Source organism: Streptomyces sp. NPDC002032 (assembly GCF_042890765.1).
Classification (GTDB): Bacteria; Actinomycetota; Actinomycetes; order Streptomycetales; family Streptomycetaceae; genus Streptomyces.
This window is the reverse complement of record NZ_JBIASM010000017.1, coordinates 114,377-132,749: the sequence shown is the minus strand read 5'-3', so window position 1 is coordinate 132,749 and position 18,373 is coordinate 114,377. Positions and strand designations below refer to the sequence as shown.

At 73.3% G+C, this 18,373-nt stretch carries 19 protein-coding genes; 10 read left to right on the top strand and 9 right to left on the bottom strand.

Annotated features, from left to right (window positions below):
• Positions 1–3 precede the first annotated feature (3 nt).
• On the bottom strand, positions 4–504 hold the full coding sequence (locus ACFYYT_RS30055) for a MarR family transcriptional regulator (protein WP_351822892.1): 501 nt from the start codon (positions 502–504) through the stop codon (positions 4–6).
• A 132-nt stretch (positions 505–636) separates the two neighbouring features.
• Positions 637–1,017, bottom strand: a complete 381-nt coding sequence (locus ACFYYT_RS30050; RefSeq protein ID WP_351822889.1) for an STAS domain-containing protein — start codon at positions 1,015–1,017, stop codon at positions 637–639.
• A 684-nt stretch (positions 1,018–1,701) separates the two neighbouring features.
• On the opposite strand from ACFYYT_RS30050, the gene ACFYYT_RS30045 reads away from it, so the two are divergent.
• Entirely contained in the window at positions 1,702–2,031 is a 330-nt protein-coding gene (locus tag ACFYYT_RS30045) for an STAS domain-containing protein (RefSeq protein WP_351822886.1), read from the top strand.
• Between the two features lie 94 nt (positions 2,032–2,125).
• Positions 2,126–2,497 (top strand): ATP-binding protein, encoded by a 372-nt coding sequence (locus ACFYYT_RS30040; protein ID WP_351822883.1) that lies wholly within the window; start codon positions 2,126–2,128, stop codon positions 2,495–2,497.
• Between the two features lie 103 nt (positions 2,498–2,600).
• Here the strand turns inward: ACFYYT_RS30040 and ACFYYT_RS30035 are convergent, their stop codons facing one another.
• The gene (locus tag ACFYYT_RS30035) at positions 2,601–2,774 is read right to left on the bottom strand and encodes a CsbD family protein (RefSeq protein WP_351822880.1); all 174 of its coding nucleotides are present in this window, start codon (positions 2,772–2,774) and stop codon (positions 2,601–2,603) included.
• Positions 2,775–2,965: 191 nt separating this feature from the next.
• On the opposite strand from ACFYYT_RS30035, the gene ACFYYT_RS30030 reads away from it, so the two are divergent.
• Both ACFYYT_RS30030 and ACFYYT_RS30025 read left to right on the top strand, forming a co-directional pair.
• Positions 2,966–4,363: an oxygenase MpaB family protein gene (locus tag ACFYYT_RS30030; RefSeq protein WP_351822877.1), complete on the top strand. Its 1,398-nt coding sequence runs from the start codon at positions 2,966–2,968 to the stop codon at positions 4,361–4,363.
• A gap of 82 nt (positions 4,364–4,445) precedes the next feature.
• A complete protein-coding gene (locus ACFYYT_RS30025) occupies positions 4,446–5,183 on the top strand; it encodes a VOC family protein (protein WP_351822874.1) in 738 nt (245 codons plus the stop codon).
• Here the strand turns inward: ACFYYT_RS30025 and ACFYYT_RS30020 are convergent.
• On the bottom strand, positions 5,170–6,396 hold the full coding sequence (locus ACFYYT_RS30020) for an MFS transporter (RefSeq protein ID WP_351822871.1): 1,227 nt from the start codon (positions 6,394–6,396) through the stop codon (positions 5,170–5,172). The two genes, ACFYYT_RS30025 and ACFYYT_RS30020, sit on opposite strands and share 14 nt — an antisense overlap.
• Before the next feature lie 136 nt (positions 6,397–6,532).
• Here ACFYYT_RS30020 and ACFYYT_RS30015 point away from each other — a divergent pair, with 136 nt between their 5' ends.
• Positions 6,533–7,042, top strand: coding sequence for a MarR family winged helix-turn-helix transcriptional regulator (locus ACFYYT_RS30015; protein WP_385316900.1), 510 nt, complete (start codon positions 6,533–6,535; stop codon positions 7,040–7,042).
• Here ACFYYT_RS30015 and ACFYYT_RS30010 read toward each other — a convergent pair.
• Positions 7,003–9,162: an MMPL family transporter gene (locus ACFYYT_RS30010; protein ID WP_351822868.1), complete on the bottom strand. Its 2,160-nt coding sequence runs from the start codon at positions 9,160–9,162 to the stop codon at positions 7,003–7,005. The two genes, ACFYYT_RS30015 and ACFYYT_RS30010, sit on opposite strands and share 40 nt — an antisense overlap.
• A gap of 302 nt (positions 9,163–9,464) precedes the next feature.
• On the opposite strand from ACFYYT_RS30010, the gene ACFYYT_RS30005 reads away from it, so the two are divergent.
• Together ACFYYT_RS30005 and ACFYYT_RS30000 are read left to right on the top strand one after the other, a co-directional pair.
• Entirely contained in the window at positions 9,465–9,974 is a 510-nt protein-coding gene (locus ACFYYT_RS30005) for a CAP domain-containing protein (RefSeq protein WP_351822865.1), read from the top strand.
• 36 nt (positions 9,975–10,010) lie between these two features.
• Positions 10,011–10,349 carry a DUF6968 family protein gene (locus ACFYYT_RS30000; protein WP_351822862.1) on the top strand — a complete coding sequence of 113 codons (339 nt, stop codon included), beginning with the start codon at positions 10,011–10,013 and terminating at the stop codon, positions 10,347–10,349.
• A gap of 265 nt (positions 10,350–10,614) precedes the next feature.
• On the opposite strand, the gene ACFYYT_RS29995 is transcribed toward ACFYYT_RS30000, so the two are convergent.
• On the bottom strand, positions 10,615–12,591 hold the full coding sequence (locus ACFYYT_RS29995) for an acyl-CoA dehydrogenase (RefSeq protein WP_351822859.1): 1,977 nt from the start codon (positions 12,589–12,591) through the stop codon (positions 10,615–10,617).
• Between the two features lie 312 nt (positions 12,592–12,903).
• Here ACFYYT_RS29995 and ACFYYT_RS29990 point away from each other — a divergent pair, with 312 nt between their 5' ends.
• A complete protein-coding gene (locus ACFYYT_RS29990; protein WP_351822934.1) occupies positions 12,904–13,398 on the top strand; it encodes a hypothetical protein in 495 nt (164 codons plus the stop codon).
• A 99-nt stretch (positions 13,399–13,497) separates the two neighbouring features.
• Here ACFYYT_RS29990 and ACFYYT_RS29985 read toward each other — a convergent pair whose 3' ends face one another.
• Complete coding sequence (locus ACFYYT_RS29985; RefSeq protein ID WP_351822931.1) at positions 13,498–13,776, bottom strand: GlsB/YeaQ/YmgE family stress response membrane protein; 279 nt, start codon at positions 13,774–13,776, stop codon at positions 13,498–13,500.
• Between the two features lie 232 nt (positions 13,777–14,008).
• Here ACFYYT_RS29985 and ACFYYT_RS29980 point away from each other — a divergent pair, with 232 nt between their 5' ends.
• The gene (locus ACFYYT_RS29980) at positions 14,009–14,347 is read left to right on the top strand and encodes a YciI family protein (protein ID WP_351822856.1); all 339 of its coding nucleotides are present in this window, start codon (positions 14,009–14,011) and stop codon (positions 14,345–14,347) included.
• Here the strand turns inward: ACFYYT_RS29980 and ACFYYT_RS29975 are convergent.
• Entirely contained in the window at positions 14,308–15,498 is a 1,191-nt protein-coding gene (locus ACFYYT_RS29975) for a protein kinase (RefSeq protein ID WP_351822853.1), read from the bottom strand. The two genes, ACFYYT_RS29980 and ACFYYT_RS29975, sit on opposite strands and share 40 nt — an antisense overlap.
• Positions 15,499–15,790: 292 nt before the next feature.
• On the opposite strand from ACFYYT_RS29975, the gene ACFYYT_RS29970 reads away from it, so the two are divergent.
• Positions 15,791–17,416 (top strand): AMP-binding protein, encoded by a 1,626-nt coding sequence (locus ACFYYT_RS29970; RefSeq protein WP_351822850.1) that lies wholly within the window; start codon positions 15,791–15,793, stop codon positions 17,414–17,416.
• A gap of 19 nt (positions 17,417–17,435) precedes the next feature.
• Here ACFYYT_RS29970 and ACFYYT_RS29965 read toward each other — a convergent pair whose 3' ends face one another.
• Entirely contained in the window at positions 17,436–18,368 is a 933-nt protein-coding gene (locus tag ACFYYT_RS29965; RefSeq protein ID WP_351822849.1) for a LysR family transcriptional regulator, read from the bottom strand.
• Positions 18,369–18,373 lie beyond the last annotated feature (5 nt).

Genomic DNA, 18,373 nt, shown 5'->3' with positions numbered 1-18,373 from the left:
TTCCTAACGTTCTTCATGCGGGAGTTCGGGTGTTCGGGTGTTCGGTTCTGCCGTGTCCGGGTGCCGGGCGGGGGAGCGGCCGTCGCCGAAGCTGGCGCGCAGCCGGCTCATGAGCTGGACGAGCCGGCCCACCTCGTCGTCGGACCAGTCGCTCAGCCGGTCGGCGAGGAGCCGCGACGTGCGCCGGGACAGCTCGTCGAGCTGGTCCTGGCCGGTCGGGGTGAGGTGCAGGATGCGCGAGCGTCCGTCGGCGGGGTCGGGGCAGCGCTCGACCCAGCCCCGGTCCGCGAGGTGGGCGACATGGCGGCTGGTCACCGACATGTCCACGGAGAGCAGCTCGGACAGCCTGCTCATCCGCATGGCGCCGTGTCGTCCGAGGAGCGTCAGCACGGCGGCCGAGGCCGCCGGACAGTCATGCGGCAGGATCCGCCCCATGTCCCTCTTCACGGCTCCGATGGCGCTGAGCTCGCGAGCCAGTTCCTCGTACTGCGCCGGCCCGGCCATCACACCTCCCATATGGTTGCTTCGGGCAACCGTAGAAAAAGATGGTTGCTCCAGGCAAATCAAAAGAGGTGTTCAGGGATAAAAAGTTGACAAAGGCAAGTATTGCCTTCGTAAACACGCAGGTGAGCGGGGTTATTGCATCCGCACCGCGGCAGCGCTGTCGGGGGCGAGGGGGACGAGTGCGGTGGCGCCGGTGAGGGTGAGGACCTGTTCGAGCTGCCGGGTGTACGGGCCGGCGAGGACCAGGTGCTGGTGGCGGTGGGCGTCGAGCAGGGCGTGGAAGAGGCTGCTGTCGGCGAAGCTGCACCGGCTGAGGTCGACGACGGTCCGCCGGGCCCGGTAGGCGTTCAGGGCGGTGTGGACCACGTGGACGGTGTCGAGGTCGATCTCCCCGCTCACTCGCACCAGCACCACGTCCGGGTCCGACCCGAGCCGGCAGGCCGAGGCGTGGGCGACGACCGGCTCCGCCTGGTGGGCGCCGGCGGGATGGGCTGTGTACAGGCTCGGACACATGGCGGGCCTCCCGGCCGGGGGTGGAGCCCCTCCCTTCCCGCGGACGGGGAAGGAGTGCACGGCCCGTCGGGCGGGCGGTGCGGTCGAGGAGGCCCGTGCCCGGAGCGCCCCCTCCGGCCGGAGGAGGGGACGCGGCGGCGCGGGGGTCGCCAACGGCTGTCTCCAACGTACCCCCCGGGGTGGGGGCGAGAGCCCGCAGCGGCCGTACCGCTCTGTTCGACACCGATTACCTGGCTGTCGAACACCCGAAAATCTACCTCGGCCGCAGTAGACATTGGATTGCCGTGCGGCTATGGTTTCTCTCGTAGCCGAGATCAAGAAGGGCCCGGCAGGAACGAACTGCCGGGCAGCAGTACCGCAGTACCGCAGTACCGCAGTACAGAAGTGCAGCAGTACAGAAGTGCGAACAGTTGGTTCAGAGGGAGGAACGGAGGAGCCAGGCGCCATCAGGATCGCCCGGACCGGTGTCAAGGGTCCGGGTACCGCAGGACATCGATAGTGAGGTGGTCTCCGGTCAAGCAACCGCGATCCCCGCAGTCCCGACGCCGTTCCGGTGGGGTGTGCGGAAACAAGCAGATGGTGTAGCAGTTCCTTCGGGGCCCGGGCGCCAGATGGCACCCGGGCCCCTCGACGCGTGGGCGCCGGACGCCGCCGCCTTTGCCGACAACCGAGGGGGAGCCTCGAATGGAGACGACGGTGCGGGTGTTGCCCGACGCCGACGGTGTCCGCGTCATCGTGTGCGCGGGGGATTTCGACCTCGACAGCGTGGCGCCCTTCCAGTCCGCCGCCGACGAGGCCGTCGCGGCTCCGCACCTGCGGCGCATCGTGGTGGACGTGAGCGGACTGACGTTCGCGGACTCCTCCGTCCTCAACCAGCTCATGCGCCTGCTGCGCACCGGCCATCTGGTCCTGGCCGGTCCCGTCCCCCTTCAGCTCGCACGGCTCCTCGACGTCACCGGGACGACTCCCCTGTTCACGGTCGCGCAGGATCCGGAAGCGGCCCGCGCCCTGTAGCCACGACGGCGGATATGGGGGTAAGGCCCCTGCGGCACCCCGCGGCCGTTAGGGTGGTGGCCCAGAATGGAGCGTCGCTGGGCAGGTAGTGAACGTGAATCACCCTTCCGCCGGATGTCCCACGAGCGCGGCAGCCGCCCGGGCCGTGGTGAAGGCCGTACTCACAGGTGACGGGCGAGATCTGGATGCGCCGGACGCCGTCGACGCCCTGCTGGTGGTGACGGAACTGGTCACCAACGCGATCCGCCACGGCGGCGCCGTCACCTACTTCGAAGCGCGCATCGAGAGCGGCTTCCTGCGCCTGGTGGTCGGCGACACGAGCACCGCACACCCGGTCACCCGCACCTCGCTCCTGGGGCGGATGGGCGGCTACGGCTGGCCGCTCATCCGGCGCCTCGCCGAGGAGGTCACCGTCGTGTCCGATCCCGCGGGCAAGCGGGTGACCGCCGTCCTGAAGATGGCCTGACCGGCTCCGCCCCGCCCGTCACGCGCCCGTCGGGCGCGGCGAAGCCCCCGGCCCGGGGGGATCGGGTCGGGGGCTTCGCCGTACGGGGAGCCTGGGGGCGGGCTCAGTCGCGGAGGGCGTCCTTGGCCTTCTCCTTGGCCTCGCGGGCGTCGCCCTTGACCTGCTCGGCGCGGCCCTCGGCGGTCATGCTCTCGTTGCCGACGGCGCGGCCGACGGTTTCCTTCGCCTTGCCCTTGGCCTGCTCGGCGGTGGCCTTGCTCTTCTCGGTGCCCGACATGGGAACCTCCTCGTCGTTGTCGTACCGGATCGGTCGTGAACGCTCGTCTGCTCACATCTGCCGCCCGCAAACCCCCCGGTGCGGCAACCGGTCCGCCCCGGCCCGGCCCGGACCTGCCGGGCCGCCCGCCGCAACCTCCTCCGTACGTACGGCGTTGTCCCCCTGTTGGCCCCGTCCTCCAGGAGCACCGCGTGACGCCACACCCTCTTCCCACCCGCGACGGCCTGCTGCGCCAGACCCTCGGCGAATGGCGCATCGGGCTGGTGGCCTGGCGGCTGCTCGTCCTGCAGACCGCCCACCCCGCCGTCGCGGCCGGTACCGCCCGCTACTCCACGTACCGGGCCCATCCCTGGCGGCGGATCGAGCACACCATGGACAGCGGCAGCCGGCTGTTCTTCGCCGGTCCCGAGGAGCGCCGGCGCGAGGTCGCCCGGCTGGAGCGCGCGCACCGCCGCATCCGCGGCACCGACGACGCCGGCCGCCCGTACGACGCCGAGGATCCGGCGGTCCGCGCCTGGGTGATGCTCACCTTGTACGAGGCCATGACGGCCATGCGCGAGCTCTCCGGCGACCCGCTCGCCCCGGCCGAACTCGACGCGCTGTACGCCGAGTTCACGGAAGTCTGCACCGACCTCGGCATCCCCGGCGAAGTCCTGCCGGCGACCGCCGCCGACGTACCCGCCCACGTCGACCGGACCGTCCGCGAGGTCCTCGAATACGGCGGCCAGGTCCGCTACCTCCTCCACGACATGCTGCGCGAGGCCCCCGCCCCCCGCCGGATGGGACGGCTCGCACCCGCCTGGCCGCTGCTGCGCACCGTGGCCGCGAGCGTGCTGACCACCCTGACCGTCGCCGACCTGCCGCCGGCCTGGCACGAGCGGTTCGCCGTGCCCCGGACCCGGACCGCCGCCGCCCTGTCCTGGACGGTGCACCGCGGCATGCGGCAGGTCATGACCCGCCTGCCGGACCGGCTGCGCTACCGCACCCCCTCCGCCCCCGACCGGCAGCGGCCCGCCCCCCGACGCCTGCCCCGGCCCCGGGCCGCCACCCCCGACTCCCGCCCGGCGCGCCTGGAGGCGTTCTTCCGGCAGGTGCTCGACCAGACCGGGGACGGGCGGGTCGACTCCGCGGACCTCCAGGCGATGGTCCACAACGTGTGCTGGCAGCTGGAGCTCCCCGTCGCACACGAAGACCGCCTCTACGCCGCCTTCGAGACCTGGTGGCAGCACCTGCGCGCGTCCATGGACGCGGACGGCGACGGCGCGGTGGACTGCGCCGAGTTCGTCTCGGCGATGCTCAAGGAGATCGACCGGGACCCCGCCTACCTCGACCAGGGCCTCAAGCCGGCGGTGCGCGCCCTGTTCGGCGCCGCCGACACCGACGGCAGCGGACACCTGTGCGCGGACGAGTACCGCATCCTGTTCGGGGGCCCCCGCGTCCACCCGGCCGAGCTGAACGACGCCTTCCGCCGGCTGGACGTGGACGGCGACGGCCGCATCAGCGAAGAGGAGTTCGTCGCCGCGTTCACCGACTTCTTCACGGCCCGCGCGGACACGTCCGCCGGCACGGCCCTCCTGGGCCGCCCCTGACACCGCCGCGCCGGCGCGGGGTCCCCGTCCCGGACGCCCCCGCGCTCCCCGCCGGACGGCGGCGGCTCCTAGGATCCCCGGCATGGCAACACGACTCGTACAGATCACCATGAAGGCCCGGGACGACTCCGGGCTCGGCCGGTTCTGGGCGCAGGCGCTCGGCTGGGGCATCGACAGCGAGGGGCCCGGGGTGACCAACCTCGAACCCCCGGGTTTCGCCTACCCCGGCCCCACCGCCGTCTGCATCGACATCGTCGCCGACCCGGAACCCAAAACGGTCAAGAACCGGGTGCACCTCGACCTGGCCACCACCTCGGCCGCCCATCAGGCGGAACTGGTCGCACGCCTGACGGAACTCGGCGCCACCCTCGCGGACGTGGGTCAGGGCGAGGTCCCCTGGACGGTCATGGCCGATCCGGAGGGGAACGAGTTCTGCGTCCTGGAGCCCCGCCCGGTCTACCGGGACACCGGGCCGGTCGCCGCGGTGGTGGTCGACTGCGCCGACCCGCGGGAGATGGCCCGGTTCTGGGGCGCGGCGATGGACTGGACGCCGCACGAGGTCACCGACGACACCGCCACCCTGCGCTCGGCCCAAAACGTCGGCCCCTACCTGGAGTTCCTCCGCACCCCCGGCACCAAGAGCGGATGGAACCGCGTCCACCTCGACGTCCGCCCCTACCCCGGCGACGACCTGGCGGCGGAGGTGTCCCGGCTGCGCGCCCTGGGAGCCACCGACCCCGGCATCGACCAGTCCGCCTTCCCCTGGACGGTACTGGCCGACCCGGAGGGCAACGAGTTCTGCGTCCTCACCCCCCGCTGACGCGGACGGAACGGGCGCGGACCACGAAGGGCCGGGAGAAGACCGTGATGGCGACGGACACCACGGCCACGGCGGCCATGGCCGTGCCGGCCGCCAGGTGCTGGGCGGCGCCGCCGGCGATCGCGGCTCCGATGCCCTGCCACATCATCCGGCCCGCGGACTCGACGCCCTGCACCTGGCCGCGCACCGGGTCGGGGGTCAGCTCCAGGAGCTGCTCCTGGAGCGGCAGGGTGGCGGCGAAGCCGGCACTGGCGAGGAACACCGCGGCCGCCGCCGGCGCGACGGGCGGATGCGCGGCGAACAGCAGGTAGGGGACGGCGAGCAGCAGGCGCAGCCCGAACGCGTGGCGGCGCCGCTGCCCGGCGGTGAGCAGTCGTCCGACGGTCAGGTCGCCGAGGAGCATGCCCGCTGATCCCGCAGCCAGGAGGGCGCCGGCGTGCTGGGGCTCGTAGGAGATGAAGAGGGCTTCGCAGCCGACGACCAGGCCGTTGGGAACCCACAGGTTCAGCAGCAGGGCGCGCTGGCCGGCGTGCGAGAAGAGCTCGCGGTTCGTCGTCCAGGTCCGGCGCAGTCCGGGGCGTCGGGTCAGCCGGATCGAGCGTTCCCGGACGGTCACCGCCACGATGACCAGCCCGGCGCCGGTCAGGGCCGCCGCGGTGACGAAGACCCCCTGCGGGCTCAGATACCGCAGCAGGACGGCGCCGATGGCGTAGCCGAGGACGGCCATGCCGCCCGAGGTGATGTTGATCAGCGACCGTGCCAGCGCGTACGCGGAGGCCGGCACCACCTCGGCGAGCAGCCCCATCCGCGTCCCGGTCCCCAGGGACTGGAAGAACCCCAGCAGGAGGAGCAGCCCGAACCGGGCGGTGAGCGGCAGCCCCGGAACCGCCTGTGCGGCGACGCCGAGGAGGGAGACCCACTGGAGTGCGACGAGGGTGCGGCGGGGACGGGCTCCGTCGGCGACCGACATCAGCGTCAGCGCGCCGAGCACCGTCGCGAAGGAGGCGCCGTACATGCTCACGGCCGTCAGGAACGGGGATCCGGTCTGGTGGTCGACCAGCGTGCCGAGCGCGAAGCCCGACAAGGTGCTCGCGGCGGCCGTCAGGGTGAAGCCGGCGTACAGCCCGGCGAACTCGCGGTTGCGGAGCAGACCGCGGTAACCGGTGATGGGAGGAGTGGGAAGCGCGCGGGGCTCGGAGGTGTCAGAAGGCATAAAAGAAGGCATAAAAAAAGCCTCCGTGCGCACCTGTTGGGGCGCCGAAGGCCAGTGGGATCATTGTAGCAGCCGGGCGGGCTTTCCCTGCGGCTCCCCGTCATACCGGCGGCGCGGGCCGGGATAGTCTGTGCCGGTGGAGGAGAGCGAGCGGCAAGGCGACGACGATCACCGCGGCGGGGCCCCCGCCCCCGCCGCCGACGCGCGGCTGATGGAGATGGCCCGTCACCTGCGCCACGTCAACGGTGAGATGAACGCCCTGATCCACCGGTTCGCGAGCGAGCACGGACTGCACGCCACCGATGTCCAGGCCCTCGCCGCCATCCTCGACGCACCCGCCCCCCTGACGCCCGGACGGCTCGGCCGCCACCTCGGCCTCACCTCCGGCGCGGTCACCTCCTGCCTCGACCGCCTGGAGAAGGCGGGACACGTGCGCCGGGTCCGGGAGAGCGCCGACCGGCGCGTCGTGCACCTCTACTACGAGCCCGCGGCCCGGCACGTGGCCGCCGAGCACTTCCGGTTCCTGGCGCGGGCCACCCAGCGTGCCCTGGAGCGGGCCGGCGCGCAGGACGCGTCCGCCGCCCTGCGGTTCCTGGACATCCTCGGTCAGGAGTTCTCCGCGGGCGGGCGCTCCGCCGCGCCCTGACCGGCCACCGCCCCGGCGCCGGCCCCGGCCGACAGCCGCCCCGGCCACCAGGCCTTCGGGCCGATGTCCAGCACCAGCGCGGGCACCAGCAGTGAACGCACCAGCAGGGTGTCCAGCAGGACGCCGAAGGCCACGATGAAGGCGATCTGCACGAGGAAGGCCAGCGGAATGACGCCGAGGGCCGCGAACGTGGCCGCCAGCACGACGCCCGCCGACGTGATCACCCCGCCCGTCGCCGTCAGCCCGCGCGTCACCCCCGCCCGTACCCCGTGGCGCAGCGACTCCTCCCGCACCCGGGACATGAGGAAGATGTTGTAGTCCACGCCGAGGGCCACCAGGAACACGAACCCGTACAGCGGTACCGAGGCGTCCGCTCCGCTGAAACCGAAGACGTGCCGGAACACCAGCGCCGACACGCCCAGCGTGGCGAAGAAGTTCAGCGCGACGGTCGCGACCAACAGCAGCGGCATGACGAGCGAGCGCAGCAGCCCCACGAGGATGAGCAGGATGATGACCAGTACCACGGGGACGATGAGCGTGCGGTCCCGTTCGGCGGTCCGCTGGGTGTCGTAGGCCTGCGCCGTGTACCCGCCCACCACGGCCTCGGCCCCCTCGACCGCGTGCACCGCCGTACGCAGCCGTACCACGGTCGCCTTGGCCGCCGCCGTGTCCGCGGGGTCCTCCAGGGTGGCGTCGATCCGTACCCGCCCGTCCGCGACCAGTGGGGGACCGGACGGTGCCCCCTTCGCCGGGGCCACGGAGGCCACGGAGACGGAGGCGACGCCGGGTGTCATCGCGACGGTCTCGCGCACGGCGTCGAGCCGGTCCGCGTCCGCGATGACGACGGCGGGATTGCCCGAGCCGCCCGGGAAGTGACGGCTCAACGCCCGCTGGCCCGCCACCGACGGCGCGTCGTTGACGAAGGTCTCGTCGAGCGGGACGCCCCCCGGGTGGAGTGCGGGCGCGAAGGCCGAACAGGCCAGCAGCCCGGCCAGTACCGTCACCCACACCCTGCGCGGAGCCCGCTCGACGAGGGCCGCCGTCCGGGCCCACAGACCCCGGGAGGCGTCCCGCGTACGCACCTTGGCCGGCCAGTAGGCCGCCCGTCCCAGCAGGACCAGCGCGGCGGGCAGGAAGGTGAGGGTGCTCAGCAGGGCGCAGACGATCCCGATCGCGCCGACCGGACCCAGCGCCCGGTTGTTGGTCAGATCGCTGAGGAAGAGGGCCAGCAGACCCAGCGCGACCGTACCCGCGCTGGCCGTGATCGGGCCCGCGGAGCGGCGCAGCGCCGAGCGCATCGCCCGGAAACGGTCGCCGCCGTGTCGTCCGTCCGCGTCCCCCAGTTCCTCGCGGAAGCGTGCCGTCAGCAGCAGCGCGTAGTCGGTGGCGGCACCGATGACCAGGATCGACAGGATGCCCTGAACCTGTCCGTCCACGCGCACCACGTCCGCGTCCGCCAGCGCGTAGACGACGGCGCAGGCAGCGCCGAGGGAGAGCACGGCACCGATGATGATCAGCAGCGGCAGCAGCACGCTGCGGTAGACGAGCAGCAGGATGACGAGCACGGTCGTCAGGGCCACGCCCAGCAGCAGCCCGTCGATCCCGGCGAAGGCGTCCGAGAGGTCCGCCCGGGTCGCGGCGGGCCCGGTCACCTGGACGGTGGTCCCTTCGACCCGCGACGCGGCGGCACGCAGCTGCTCCAGCGCCGCCGGCAACCCGTCCTCCAGGTCCGGCCGCAGCGGGACGACCGCCCGCAGGGCCGCGCCGTCCTCGGAGCGCAGGGCGGGGGAGGGGGCGCCGACGACGCCCGGCCGCCCTGCCAGCGCGGTGATCGCCGCGGTCGCCCGTGCCTGCTGGGACGCCGTCACCTTGCCGTCCGCCGCGGCGGACGTCCACACGACGATCGCGGGGAGGGTCTCCTCCTGCCGGAAGGCGGCCTGCGCGCGGGCCACCCCGGTGGACTCGGCGCTGCGGGGGAGGAAAGCGGCCTGGTCGTTGGTGGAGACCTCGCCGAGCCGGCCGGCGTAGGGGCCCAGCACGCCGCCGATGCCGAGCCATGCCACCAGGAGGAGGACGGGCACGAGCCAGCGTGCCCGGGCCGTTGCGCGTGAGGGGGACATGCCGCTCCTGTGCAGGTTCCTTGATGGGTGTATATCTTGAACATCAAGATATACACCCATCAAGGGATTCCGCACCCTGCCTCCGTCCCCGGATCCCCCCGGGGGCTGGGCCGCCACCACTGTTGCCCCTGCTTCGCCCCGCACGGCCTGACCGGATGCGCCCCGGCCCGCGTCCCCCGCGGTCGGCGGGGCGCCGGTCGCCGCTCCCGGCAGCCGGACCTACGCTGGCCGTAGGGGGCGGGCCGCCGGCACCCGTGATACGCGCCGGCTCTCCGCAGTACCCGTGCGACCTGGGAGTCGCCATGACGAAGCTCGCTCGTACGCGCCGCCGGACGGTGACCATGGCGGCGGCGCTGATGGCCGCAGGGACGATGCTGGGCGCGGGCCCGACGGCGTCCGTCGCCTTCTCGGCCGGCCTCCCCGCAGAGGTCAGCCCCGCCGAGCAGGCGGCCCTGCTGAACGACACGAACGCGATACGCCAGAGCGAGGGCGCGCCGCCCCTCGCCTGGGACGGGGCCTTCGCCTCCGGCGCGCAGGCGTGGGCCGACAACCCCGCTTCCCTCGCCGGCGGCAGCCTCAGGCACGACGAGGGCTTCAACGACGGCGCCGAGAACATATCGGGCACCGGGCCCTCTCAGGCCGTGGCGCAGTGGGCCGGGGAAAAGGCCGCCTACGACGCGGCCGGCCCGAACTGGAACACGGACGATCCCGGCTACCGGAACTGGGGCCACTACTGGAACATGGTCCAGAAGAACTACACCAGGATGGGATGCGGCGCCGCCGCGGGCATCACGGTCTGCCGCTACGCCTGACCGCTCCCGGCCGGAGGTTCGCGGAGGGAGCAGCGGATGACGGTGGAAGCGGAGCTCGGCGAGGTGGTGGCCGAGCGCAGGCTGGAGGCCCGTACGCCCGACGGGCGGATCCGGGAGGTGGTCCTGCGGGTGGGGCGGCCCCACCCGGGCGCCGAGGAGGGCATCGACTGGACCTGCCCCGGCCACGTCGAGGGCCTCGGCCCCGCCGGGGTCGTACCCGTCCACGGCGTGGACTCCCTCCAGGCCCTGCTGCTGTGCCTGTTCCGGCTGCGGACGTCGGTGGAGAGCGCCGCCCGCGAGCAGGGTGCCGTACTGACCTGGCTGGGCGGAGAAGACCTGGCCCTGGCGGACGCGACGGCGGGCAGTACGGGCTGAGGCCCGGGAGCAGCCGCGTGATGCCGCTCCCGGACCCCGGGGGTGTCGCGCACTCCGCGGGGGACGCGGTCGGTGTATGCGTGATGCGACAGCTGCATAAACGATTCGCCGGACGGTAGGTCACGGGTGCCTGCCGGCGGCATGGTCCTCGGTGCCCTCGTCGCCGCCTCGTGACCTGAACCGCCCCGGCCGTCTGCGCACCACCGGCCGGGGCGCCGTCCGCCGCCCGGGGACGGCGCCCCCGGGGCCCCCGGCGCCCCCGGGGTCAGCCCACCAGGTCCGGCGCCCGCAGTACGGCGGACGGGACGCCCCACGCATCGACGAGGTCGACGGCGAGCGGACGCACCTTGCGGCAGAGGTCGTTCACCTCACGGCTGATCGCCTTGGACCGCTGGACGGTCAGCCGCCCGTGCTCCATGAACCAGGCCCGGTCCGCCTCGATCGCCGACAGCGCGAAGAGGTCGCACAGCAAGGACAGCGCCGCCCGCTCACCCCCTTCCGGCACCGCGCGCACCTGGTCCACGAAGGCCTCCGCGACCAGCCGCTCGACGTGCGCCCGCGCGAGCGCGATGACGTGGTCCTGCACCTGCGAGAACACGGCGCCCGCGTCGCGCTCCTGGTCGGTCCCGCGCTTGATCCGCCGGGCCAGCCCGGCGAGCATGTGCTCCTCGCGGAAGCGGAACATGGCCAGCTGGTACTCCGGGTCGAGCAGGCCGGCCTCCCGGTCCCAGTCGTCGCCGCCCGGCAGCAGGTCGCGTACCCGTTCGAGGAGTTTGTGCGCCGCCGTCCGCTCGATCACCGTATCGACGGCCAGGCCGGTGACGTAGCGGACCGTGCCCAGCTGGTCGAGGTCCTCGAACTCGCTCGCGTGATCGGTGAGCAGCCCCTTGGCCACGAGCTGGAGCAGGACGTGGTTGTCCCCCTCGAAGGTGGTGAAGACGTCGCTGTCGCTCTTCAGGGCGGCGAACCGGTTGACGGCGAGATAGCCGGCGCCGCCGCACGCCTCGCGGCACTCCTGGACGACCCGGGTGGCGTGCCAGGTGGCCACCGCCTTGATGCCCGCCGCCCGCGCTTCGAGCCGGCGCCGGGCCCGCGCGTCGTCCCCGGGGCCGGAGAAGACCTCGTGCAACTGGGTGCGTACGACGTCCTGCGCCGCGTGCAGGGCGTACGTCCGGGCGATGAGCGGCAGCAGGCGCCGCTGGTGCAGGCCGTAGTCGAGGAGCACCTGCTCCCCGGAGCCGGCGGCGGCCCCGAACTGCCGCCGCCGTACCGCGTACTTCGTGGCGACCGTCAGCGCGACCTTGGCGACGCCGACACCGGCGCCGGCGACGCTGACCCGGCCCTGCACCAGGGTGCCGAGCATGGTGAAGAAGCGCCGGTCGGGGTTCTCGATCGCGCTCTCGTAGCCGCCCTCGGGCGTGACGTCGGCGAACCTGTTGAGCAGGGCCTCGCGCGGCACCCGCACCCCGTCGAACCAGATGCGGCCGTTGTCCACGCCGTTGAGCCCCATCTTGCGGCCGTCGTCCTCGATCCGGACGCCGGGCGCCGGCTTCCCGCCGGCCCGCAGCGGCACCACGAAGGCGTGCACGCCCCGCGACCGGCCGCCCACGTCCAGCTGGGCGAAGACGACCGCCAGTTCGGCGTGACGGGCCGCGTTGCCGATGTAGTCCTTGCGGGCCTGGTCGTCGGGGGTGGTGATGACGAACTCCCGGCTCGCGGGGTCGTACGTCGCGACCGTACCGAGCGCCTGGACGTTGGAGCCGTGCCCGGTCTCGGTCATCGCGAAGCAGCCCATGAGCTCCCCGGTGATCAGCGCCGGGAGGTGGGCCTCGTGGTGGCGCCGGGTGCCCAGGTGCAGGATCGCGCCGCCAAAGAGCCCGAACTGCACGCCGGTCTTCACCAGCACCGACAGGTCCCCGAAGGCCAGCGTCTCGAACGCGGCGATCGAGGCCCCGACGTCGCCGCCCCCGCCGTACTCGGCGGGAAAGCCCATGCCGGTCTGGCCGGTCGCGGCCATCTTGACGACGATCTCCCGCACCCGCTCGCGGAACGCGTCGATGCCGAGCTCGTCGGCCTCGTCGAGGATGGAGGCGTACGTCGTCAGGTTGCCGCGGACGAGGTCGCGGATCCCGGCGTACTCCCCGTCGAGCACCGCAGTCAGCGCGGCGACGTCGATCTCGGGCTGTACGTACCGGGCGGGCGCGGGCGCAGGCGCGGGCGCGGAAGCGTTCTCGGGTGCCATGCCGCTCCGCTACCCCACCGACGGACGATCAACCGGGAACGAGCGGACGGCCGACGCCGCCCATACACGTCCGCGCGCCGTCGAACATCCCCAACCGGGCTGCGGATCAAGCCGGATACCGATCCTGAAGTCTGACCCCGCTCCGCGCGCGTGTGCCCCGGGACGGACCCGGTCCTGCCCCGGCGGGCGGATGTGGCCCCACCCCGCGGCCTGACAGCCTCTGGGGTGTCGCAACGAGCCCGCACGAGCCCGCACCAGAGGAGCTGCCCCGTGTCCACCACCACCGCCCCGACGCTCGCCCCCGCACCGCTCATGAGTGCTCCGGCCGTCCCCGCGTGGGCCCGGCGCGCGGCGTCGGCGGCGGTGTGGGTGTCCCTGCCGTCCGCGCTGTGGCGGCTCGCCGTGGTGGTCGGTGTCCCGCTGGGGCTCGGCGCGTCCGAGTACGACGCGATGCTCATCCCCGGGTGGGGTTACCTCATCCTGCCGTTGCTCTGCGCGGTGCAGGAGGCGCTCGCCTGGCTGACGCTGGGACTGGTACGGCAGTGGGGCGAGGTGTGGCCGCGCTGGATCCCGCGCCTGGGGGGCCGCCGCGTCCCCGTGGCCGCCGCGGTCGTGCCGGCGGCGCTGGGCGCTGTCGCCTGCACCGTCTACGGCGTCCTCTTCGTCTGGACGACGCTGCACGGCGAGATGGCGATCACGCCCTGGGGCGAGTGGCTGATGAACATCTGCTACGTGCCGCTCGTGGCGTGGGGCCCGCTGCTGGGCGTCGTGACCGTGCACTACTACCGGCGCCGCACGCGCGGCTGACGAAGCGGTCGGCTCCGCTCGGGCCGGATACGGAAAACGGCTCCCCCGCCATCGCGGGGGAGCCGTTTTCCGTATCCGGCCCGAGCGGGCGCGCGCGGCTCAGGCGTGCCGGTGCGAGCGCCGGCCGCCGGTGACCAGGCGGTAGAGGGCGAGAAGGATCATGGAACCGACAATGGCGGCGATCCACGTGGAGAGGTCGAAGAACCCGTCGATGGAATCGACTCCGAAAATGACCTTTCCGAGCCACCCGCCGAGCAGACCCCCGGCGATACCGATGAACATGGTGATGATGAGGCCGCCCGGGTCCTTACCCGGCATCAGCATCTTCGCGATGATCCCCGCGAACAGACCGATCAGTATCCAAGCCAAAATGCCCATGACGCCTCCCTCGAATCCTTGCTGCCAATAGGGCTTATTAACGGAATCTTCCTTGCCAAACGTCTGACGCGTGCCTTTCCGAAGGGAATCCGCAGCCGCCGGCGGCCCGTCTTTCCCGGAAGCGGGCGCCGCGTTCCGCACCGCCTTTCCCGCGAGCCGTCCGGGCCGGGGAGGTGAGCGCCGTAGGGTGGGCGGCGGCCGAGAAGGCGGCCGCCCGTCCACGGAGGCACGTATGCCGCGGTACCTGATCTCGTTCGACGACGGCGCGATGACCTTCCCCGAGGAGGAGTTGCCCGCGGTGGCCGAAGCCGCGCAGGCGGTGGTGCGCGAGGCCCAGGACGCGGCCGTGTGGGTCTTCGGCGGGGGACTGCCGAGCCAGCGGGCGAGCATCGTCGCCACCGACGGGACCGTCGCCGAGGGCCCGTACCCGGAGACCAAGGCGGTGCTCGGCGGGTTCTCGATCATCGACGTGCCCTCACGTGAGGCGGCGCTGGAGTGGGCGGCCAAGTTCGCCGCCGCGTGCCGCTGTGCTCAGGAGGTCCGGGAGATCATGGCCGGCTCGACCCTCTGACCCGGGACGCCGACGGGGCGGGCGGTGAGCCGAGGAGCCGAGCCCTCCGCCTTCCTCGGGGCCAGGGTCTGTTCGTGCGTGGCGGCGGGAGACGCCGTCACCCCGCTCGGGACGCCCCCCATCAGCAGGGTGCACGCGCCGGCGACGCTCGCCGCCGCCAGGCCCCACGCGCCCGCACGGCGGCGGCCCGCGGCGTGCCCGCCCGAGGGAGCCGAGGCCGGCCGGGGCCGCACGGAGCGGTGTGTGGGGGCGACGGCGTCCGCCGACGCCACGGTGGGGAGCGGCCCGGCCGTCCCGGTGGCGCGCCTCGTGGCCGGCGCACGCGTGATCGTGAGGTCGCGCAGACGCTGGTGCACGCGCGCGGCGTCGGGCCGGGCACGGGGCTCCGGGTCGGTCATCGCGCCGAGCAGCCGGCCGAGGCCGTCCGGCAGGCCGTCGGGTATCCGGGGCGGGTGCAGGAGGCAGGCGGTGCCCGCTTCCACGGGCGTGCCCCCGTACTCGCGGCGCCCGGTGAGGGCTTCGAGCAGGGTCAGCCCCAGGGCGTAGACGTCGCCCGCCGTGCTCGCGGGTCCGCCCAGCAGCTGCTCGGGGGGCATGTAGGCGGGCGTGCCGACGAGTGTCCCGGGCTCCCGGTCGGGCCGGCCGTGCACCCGCCGCGACAGCCCGAAGTCCGCCAGGCGCGGGGAGCCGCTCTCGTTCAAGAGGATGTTGGACGGTTTGACGTCGTGGTGGACGATGCCGCGCGCGTGTACGTGGTCGAGCGCCGAGGCGATGTCGGCGCCGATCCGTACGACCTGAACGGGGCCGAGGGGACCGGCGCCTATGCGGGTGTGCAGCGTCATGCCCCGGATCAGCTCCGTCACCATGAACGCCCCCTGCTCATGGCGCCCGGCGTCGTAGACCGTGACGAGGGCGGGATGCGACAACTGGGCCAGGATGCGTGCCTCGTCGCAGAACGTGTCCGCGGTGACCGTGTCCGCGTCGGGCCGGAACACCTTCACCGCCACCTCGCGCTCCAGCACCTCGTCGATGCCGCGGAACACGTCCGCCGTACCGCCGGCCCCTATGGCCGACCGGAGCCGGTAGCGGCCGGCGAGCAGGGTGTCGCCTTCGGGCAGTGCTCCGTACGCGGGGACGGTCCAGGCCGACATGCTGCGTCCTCCTCGACTCGCGGGCAGTGCCGCGCGCCTACCCGGCGCGGGCGGGGCTACGCAGCGGACGCGGTTGGCGTTCGATCCCGATTCGGCCACTTTGACGCGCAGTTGGCCGCCGGTCCGTCGGCTCCCGGTCGCGGCGGGGCCGCGCGGTCCGATGCGGGGGCGGGCCGGCGGGGGGCGGTCGGGGGCGTGGGGGCGGTGGCTGGATGTCGGCGGCCCGGTTGGGCTTGTGGATCACTGGCCGCTAGGGTCGAACTAGTTGCTCAAGTCAACCAATGGGACAGGTATGTACGACGACACCGCACACTTCCGCAGCCACGTGGAGTGCATCCTCGACGGGCTGGGAGAAGAGCCGGGCCGCGAGGCCGTGGTCCACGGGGACCGGCGCGTGAGCGCGGGTGAACTGCGCGGCCTCGTCTACGGCATGGCCCGGGCCCTGCGCAACGACGGGGTGCGGCGCGGTCAGACGGTCACCCTGCTCTCCGGCAATCTCCCGGAGACGATCGCGGCCCGCTACGCCGCCGGACTGCTCGGCTGCGCGGTGAACCACCTCTACGCCGGACTCTCGGCCGACGTGCACGCCGACATCCTCCGGGACGTCGAGACCCGGACGCTGATCGTCGACCCCGCCTACCGCGAGCGCGCCGCCGATCTGGCCCGGCGGGTGCCGCTCGAACGGGTCCTGTTCCTCGGCGCGAACGCGGGCGCGGGCACGGACGCGGGCGCGGGCGCGGGCGCGGACATGGGCCCGGACGCGGGCGCGGACACGGACATGAGCCCGGATCCGGACCGGGACCTGGCGGCCCTCGCCGCCCGGGAGTCCGCGGACGTCCTGTCGGGTGCGGCGCGGCCGCAGGACGTCTGCACCATCCGCCACACCGGCGGGACCACCGGTCACCCCAAGGCCATCTGCACCACCTTCGGGCAGGGGACGCAGAACGGACCGGACTGGTCCGAGGAGGGGCAGGTCAGGGCCCTGGTGTGCACCACCCTCGCGCACGCGGCGGGCCTCATGGCGGACGCCGCCCTGTCCCACGGCGGCACCGTCGTCCTGATGGGCGAGTTCGAAGCGGGCGCCGTGCTCGCCGCCATCGCGCGCGAGCGCATCAGCCACATGTTCCTGCTGCCGCCGCTCCTCTACCAGCTGCTGGACCACCCCGCCGTCGACCGCACCGACACCGCCAGCCTGCGCCTGCTCACCTACGGGGGCTGCGCCTCCTCGCCGGCCCGCCTCGCGGAGGCGGTCCGCCGCTTCGGCCCCGTACTGAACCAGTTCTACGGACAGAACGAAGCGGGCGGGATCAGCGTGCTCTCCCCCGAGGACCACGATCCGCGCCGCCCCGAGCTGCTGCGCACCGCCGGAAAGGTCATGCCGGGCGTCGAGGTCGCCGTCCGCGACGCCGCCGGCCGGCACCTGCCCGCCGGGGAGCACGGCGAGATCTGCGTCCGCTCCCCGCAGGTGATGAAGGGTTACTGGAAGCAGCCCGAGCTCACCGCCGAGGTCCTGCGGGACGGCTGGCTCCACACCGGCGACATCGGATGCGTGGACGCCGACGGCTACCTGACCATCGTGGACCGGATCAAGGACATGATCGTCGTGGTCGGCGGCCACGTGTACACGGTGGAGCTGGAGGACGTGCTCAACTCCCATCCGCAGGTCCGGCAGAGCGCGGTGTTCGCGGTCCCCGACGCGAACCTCATGGAGCGCGTCCAGGCGGTCGTCGTCCGCGTACCGGGCGGCGACGTCGACGAGGAGGAGCTGCGGAACCTGGCGCGCGAGCGCAAGGGCGCCATGTACGAACCCGCCCGCATCGACTTCGTCGACGCGCTGCCGTTGACCGACGCGGGCAAGCCGGACAAGAAGCTGCTGCGGAGCCGGGCCGCCGCGGGCGCCGGGCTGCCGCGCCCGTAACCGCGGCCCGCGCCGCCGGTCAGCGCGGGATCACCCAGTCCGGTGTCCACGTTCCGGGGGTGTCACCGGCCGCCGTGGCGGCGAGGTGGGCGCGCAGGACGGCCAGCGCCGGGTGGGGGTTGTCGCGGTGCCACAGCAGCGAGTGCGGGTAGACGGGTGTCGGGCCGGTCACCGGGATGCGGCGCAGGCCGTGGCCGGCGGGCCAGACGAGCCGGGTGTGCTCGCTCATGAACGTGGCCAGCGCCGGCGAGTCGGCGACGGTGTCGAGGAGCGCGTCGGAGCCGAAGTTGGGGCCGGTCGCCTCGATGGTGAGGCCGAACGCGGCGACGAGGTCCTCGTAATAGGCGGCCCACTCGCTGCCGGGGACGATGCCGGGCATCCAGATCCGGTGCCCGACCAGCCGGGCGGGCGTCAGGGACCGGGCGCCGGCCAGCGCGTGGGCGGGGCCGGTGAGGAGCTGGAGCGGTTCGTCGAGCACCCGGACGGACTCGATGTCCTCGGGAAGGGGCCGCCCGGGCGCGGCGACGGCGCGGAAGGTCGCGTCGATCGCACCGGACCGCAGGGAGGCGACGGCCGTCTCGATGTCGAGCAGCATCAGGACGTCGAGGTCGATCTCGGGATGCGCCTGGTGGAAGCCGCGCATCAGGCCGGACGCCGCGCCCCGCGAGTTGATCACGTCCACGCGCAGCGGGCGGCGGCCGACGCGCACGGACGCGACCGCGCGCTCGGCGGCGCGCAGCAGATCACGCGCGTGGGGCAGGAACGCCTGCCCGTCGATGGTGAGCTCGGCGCCGCGCGGCGTGCGGGTGAACAGCCGCACGCCGAGGGCGCGCTCCAGCGCGGCGATGCGCTTGGAGACGGCTTGCTGGGTGATCGACAGGTCGGCGGCGGCCTTCTGGAACTGGCCCGCTTCCGCGACGGCGGCGAAGGTGCGTACAGCTTCGAGATCCATGCCGA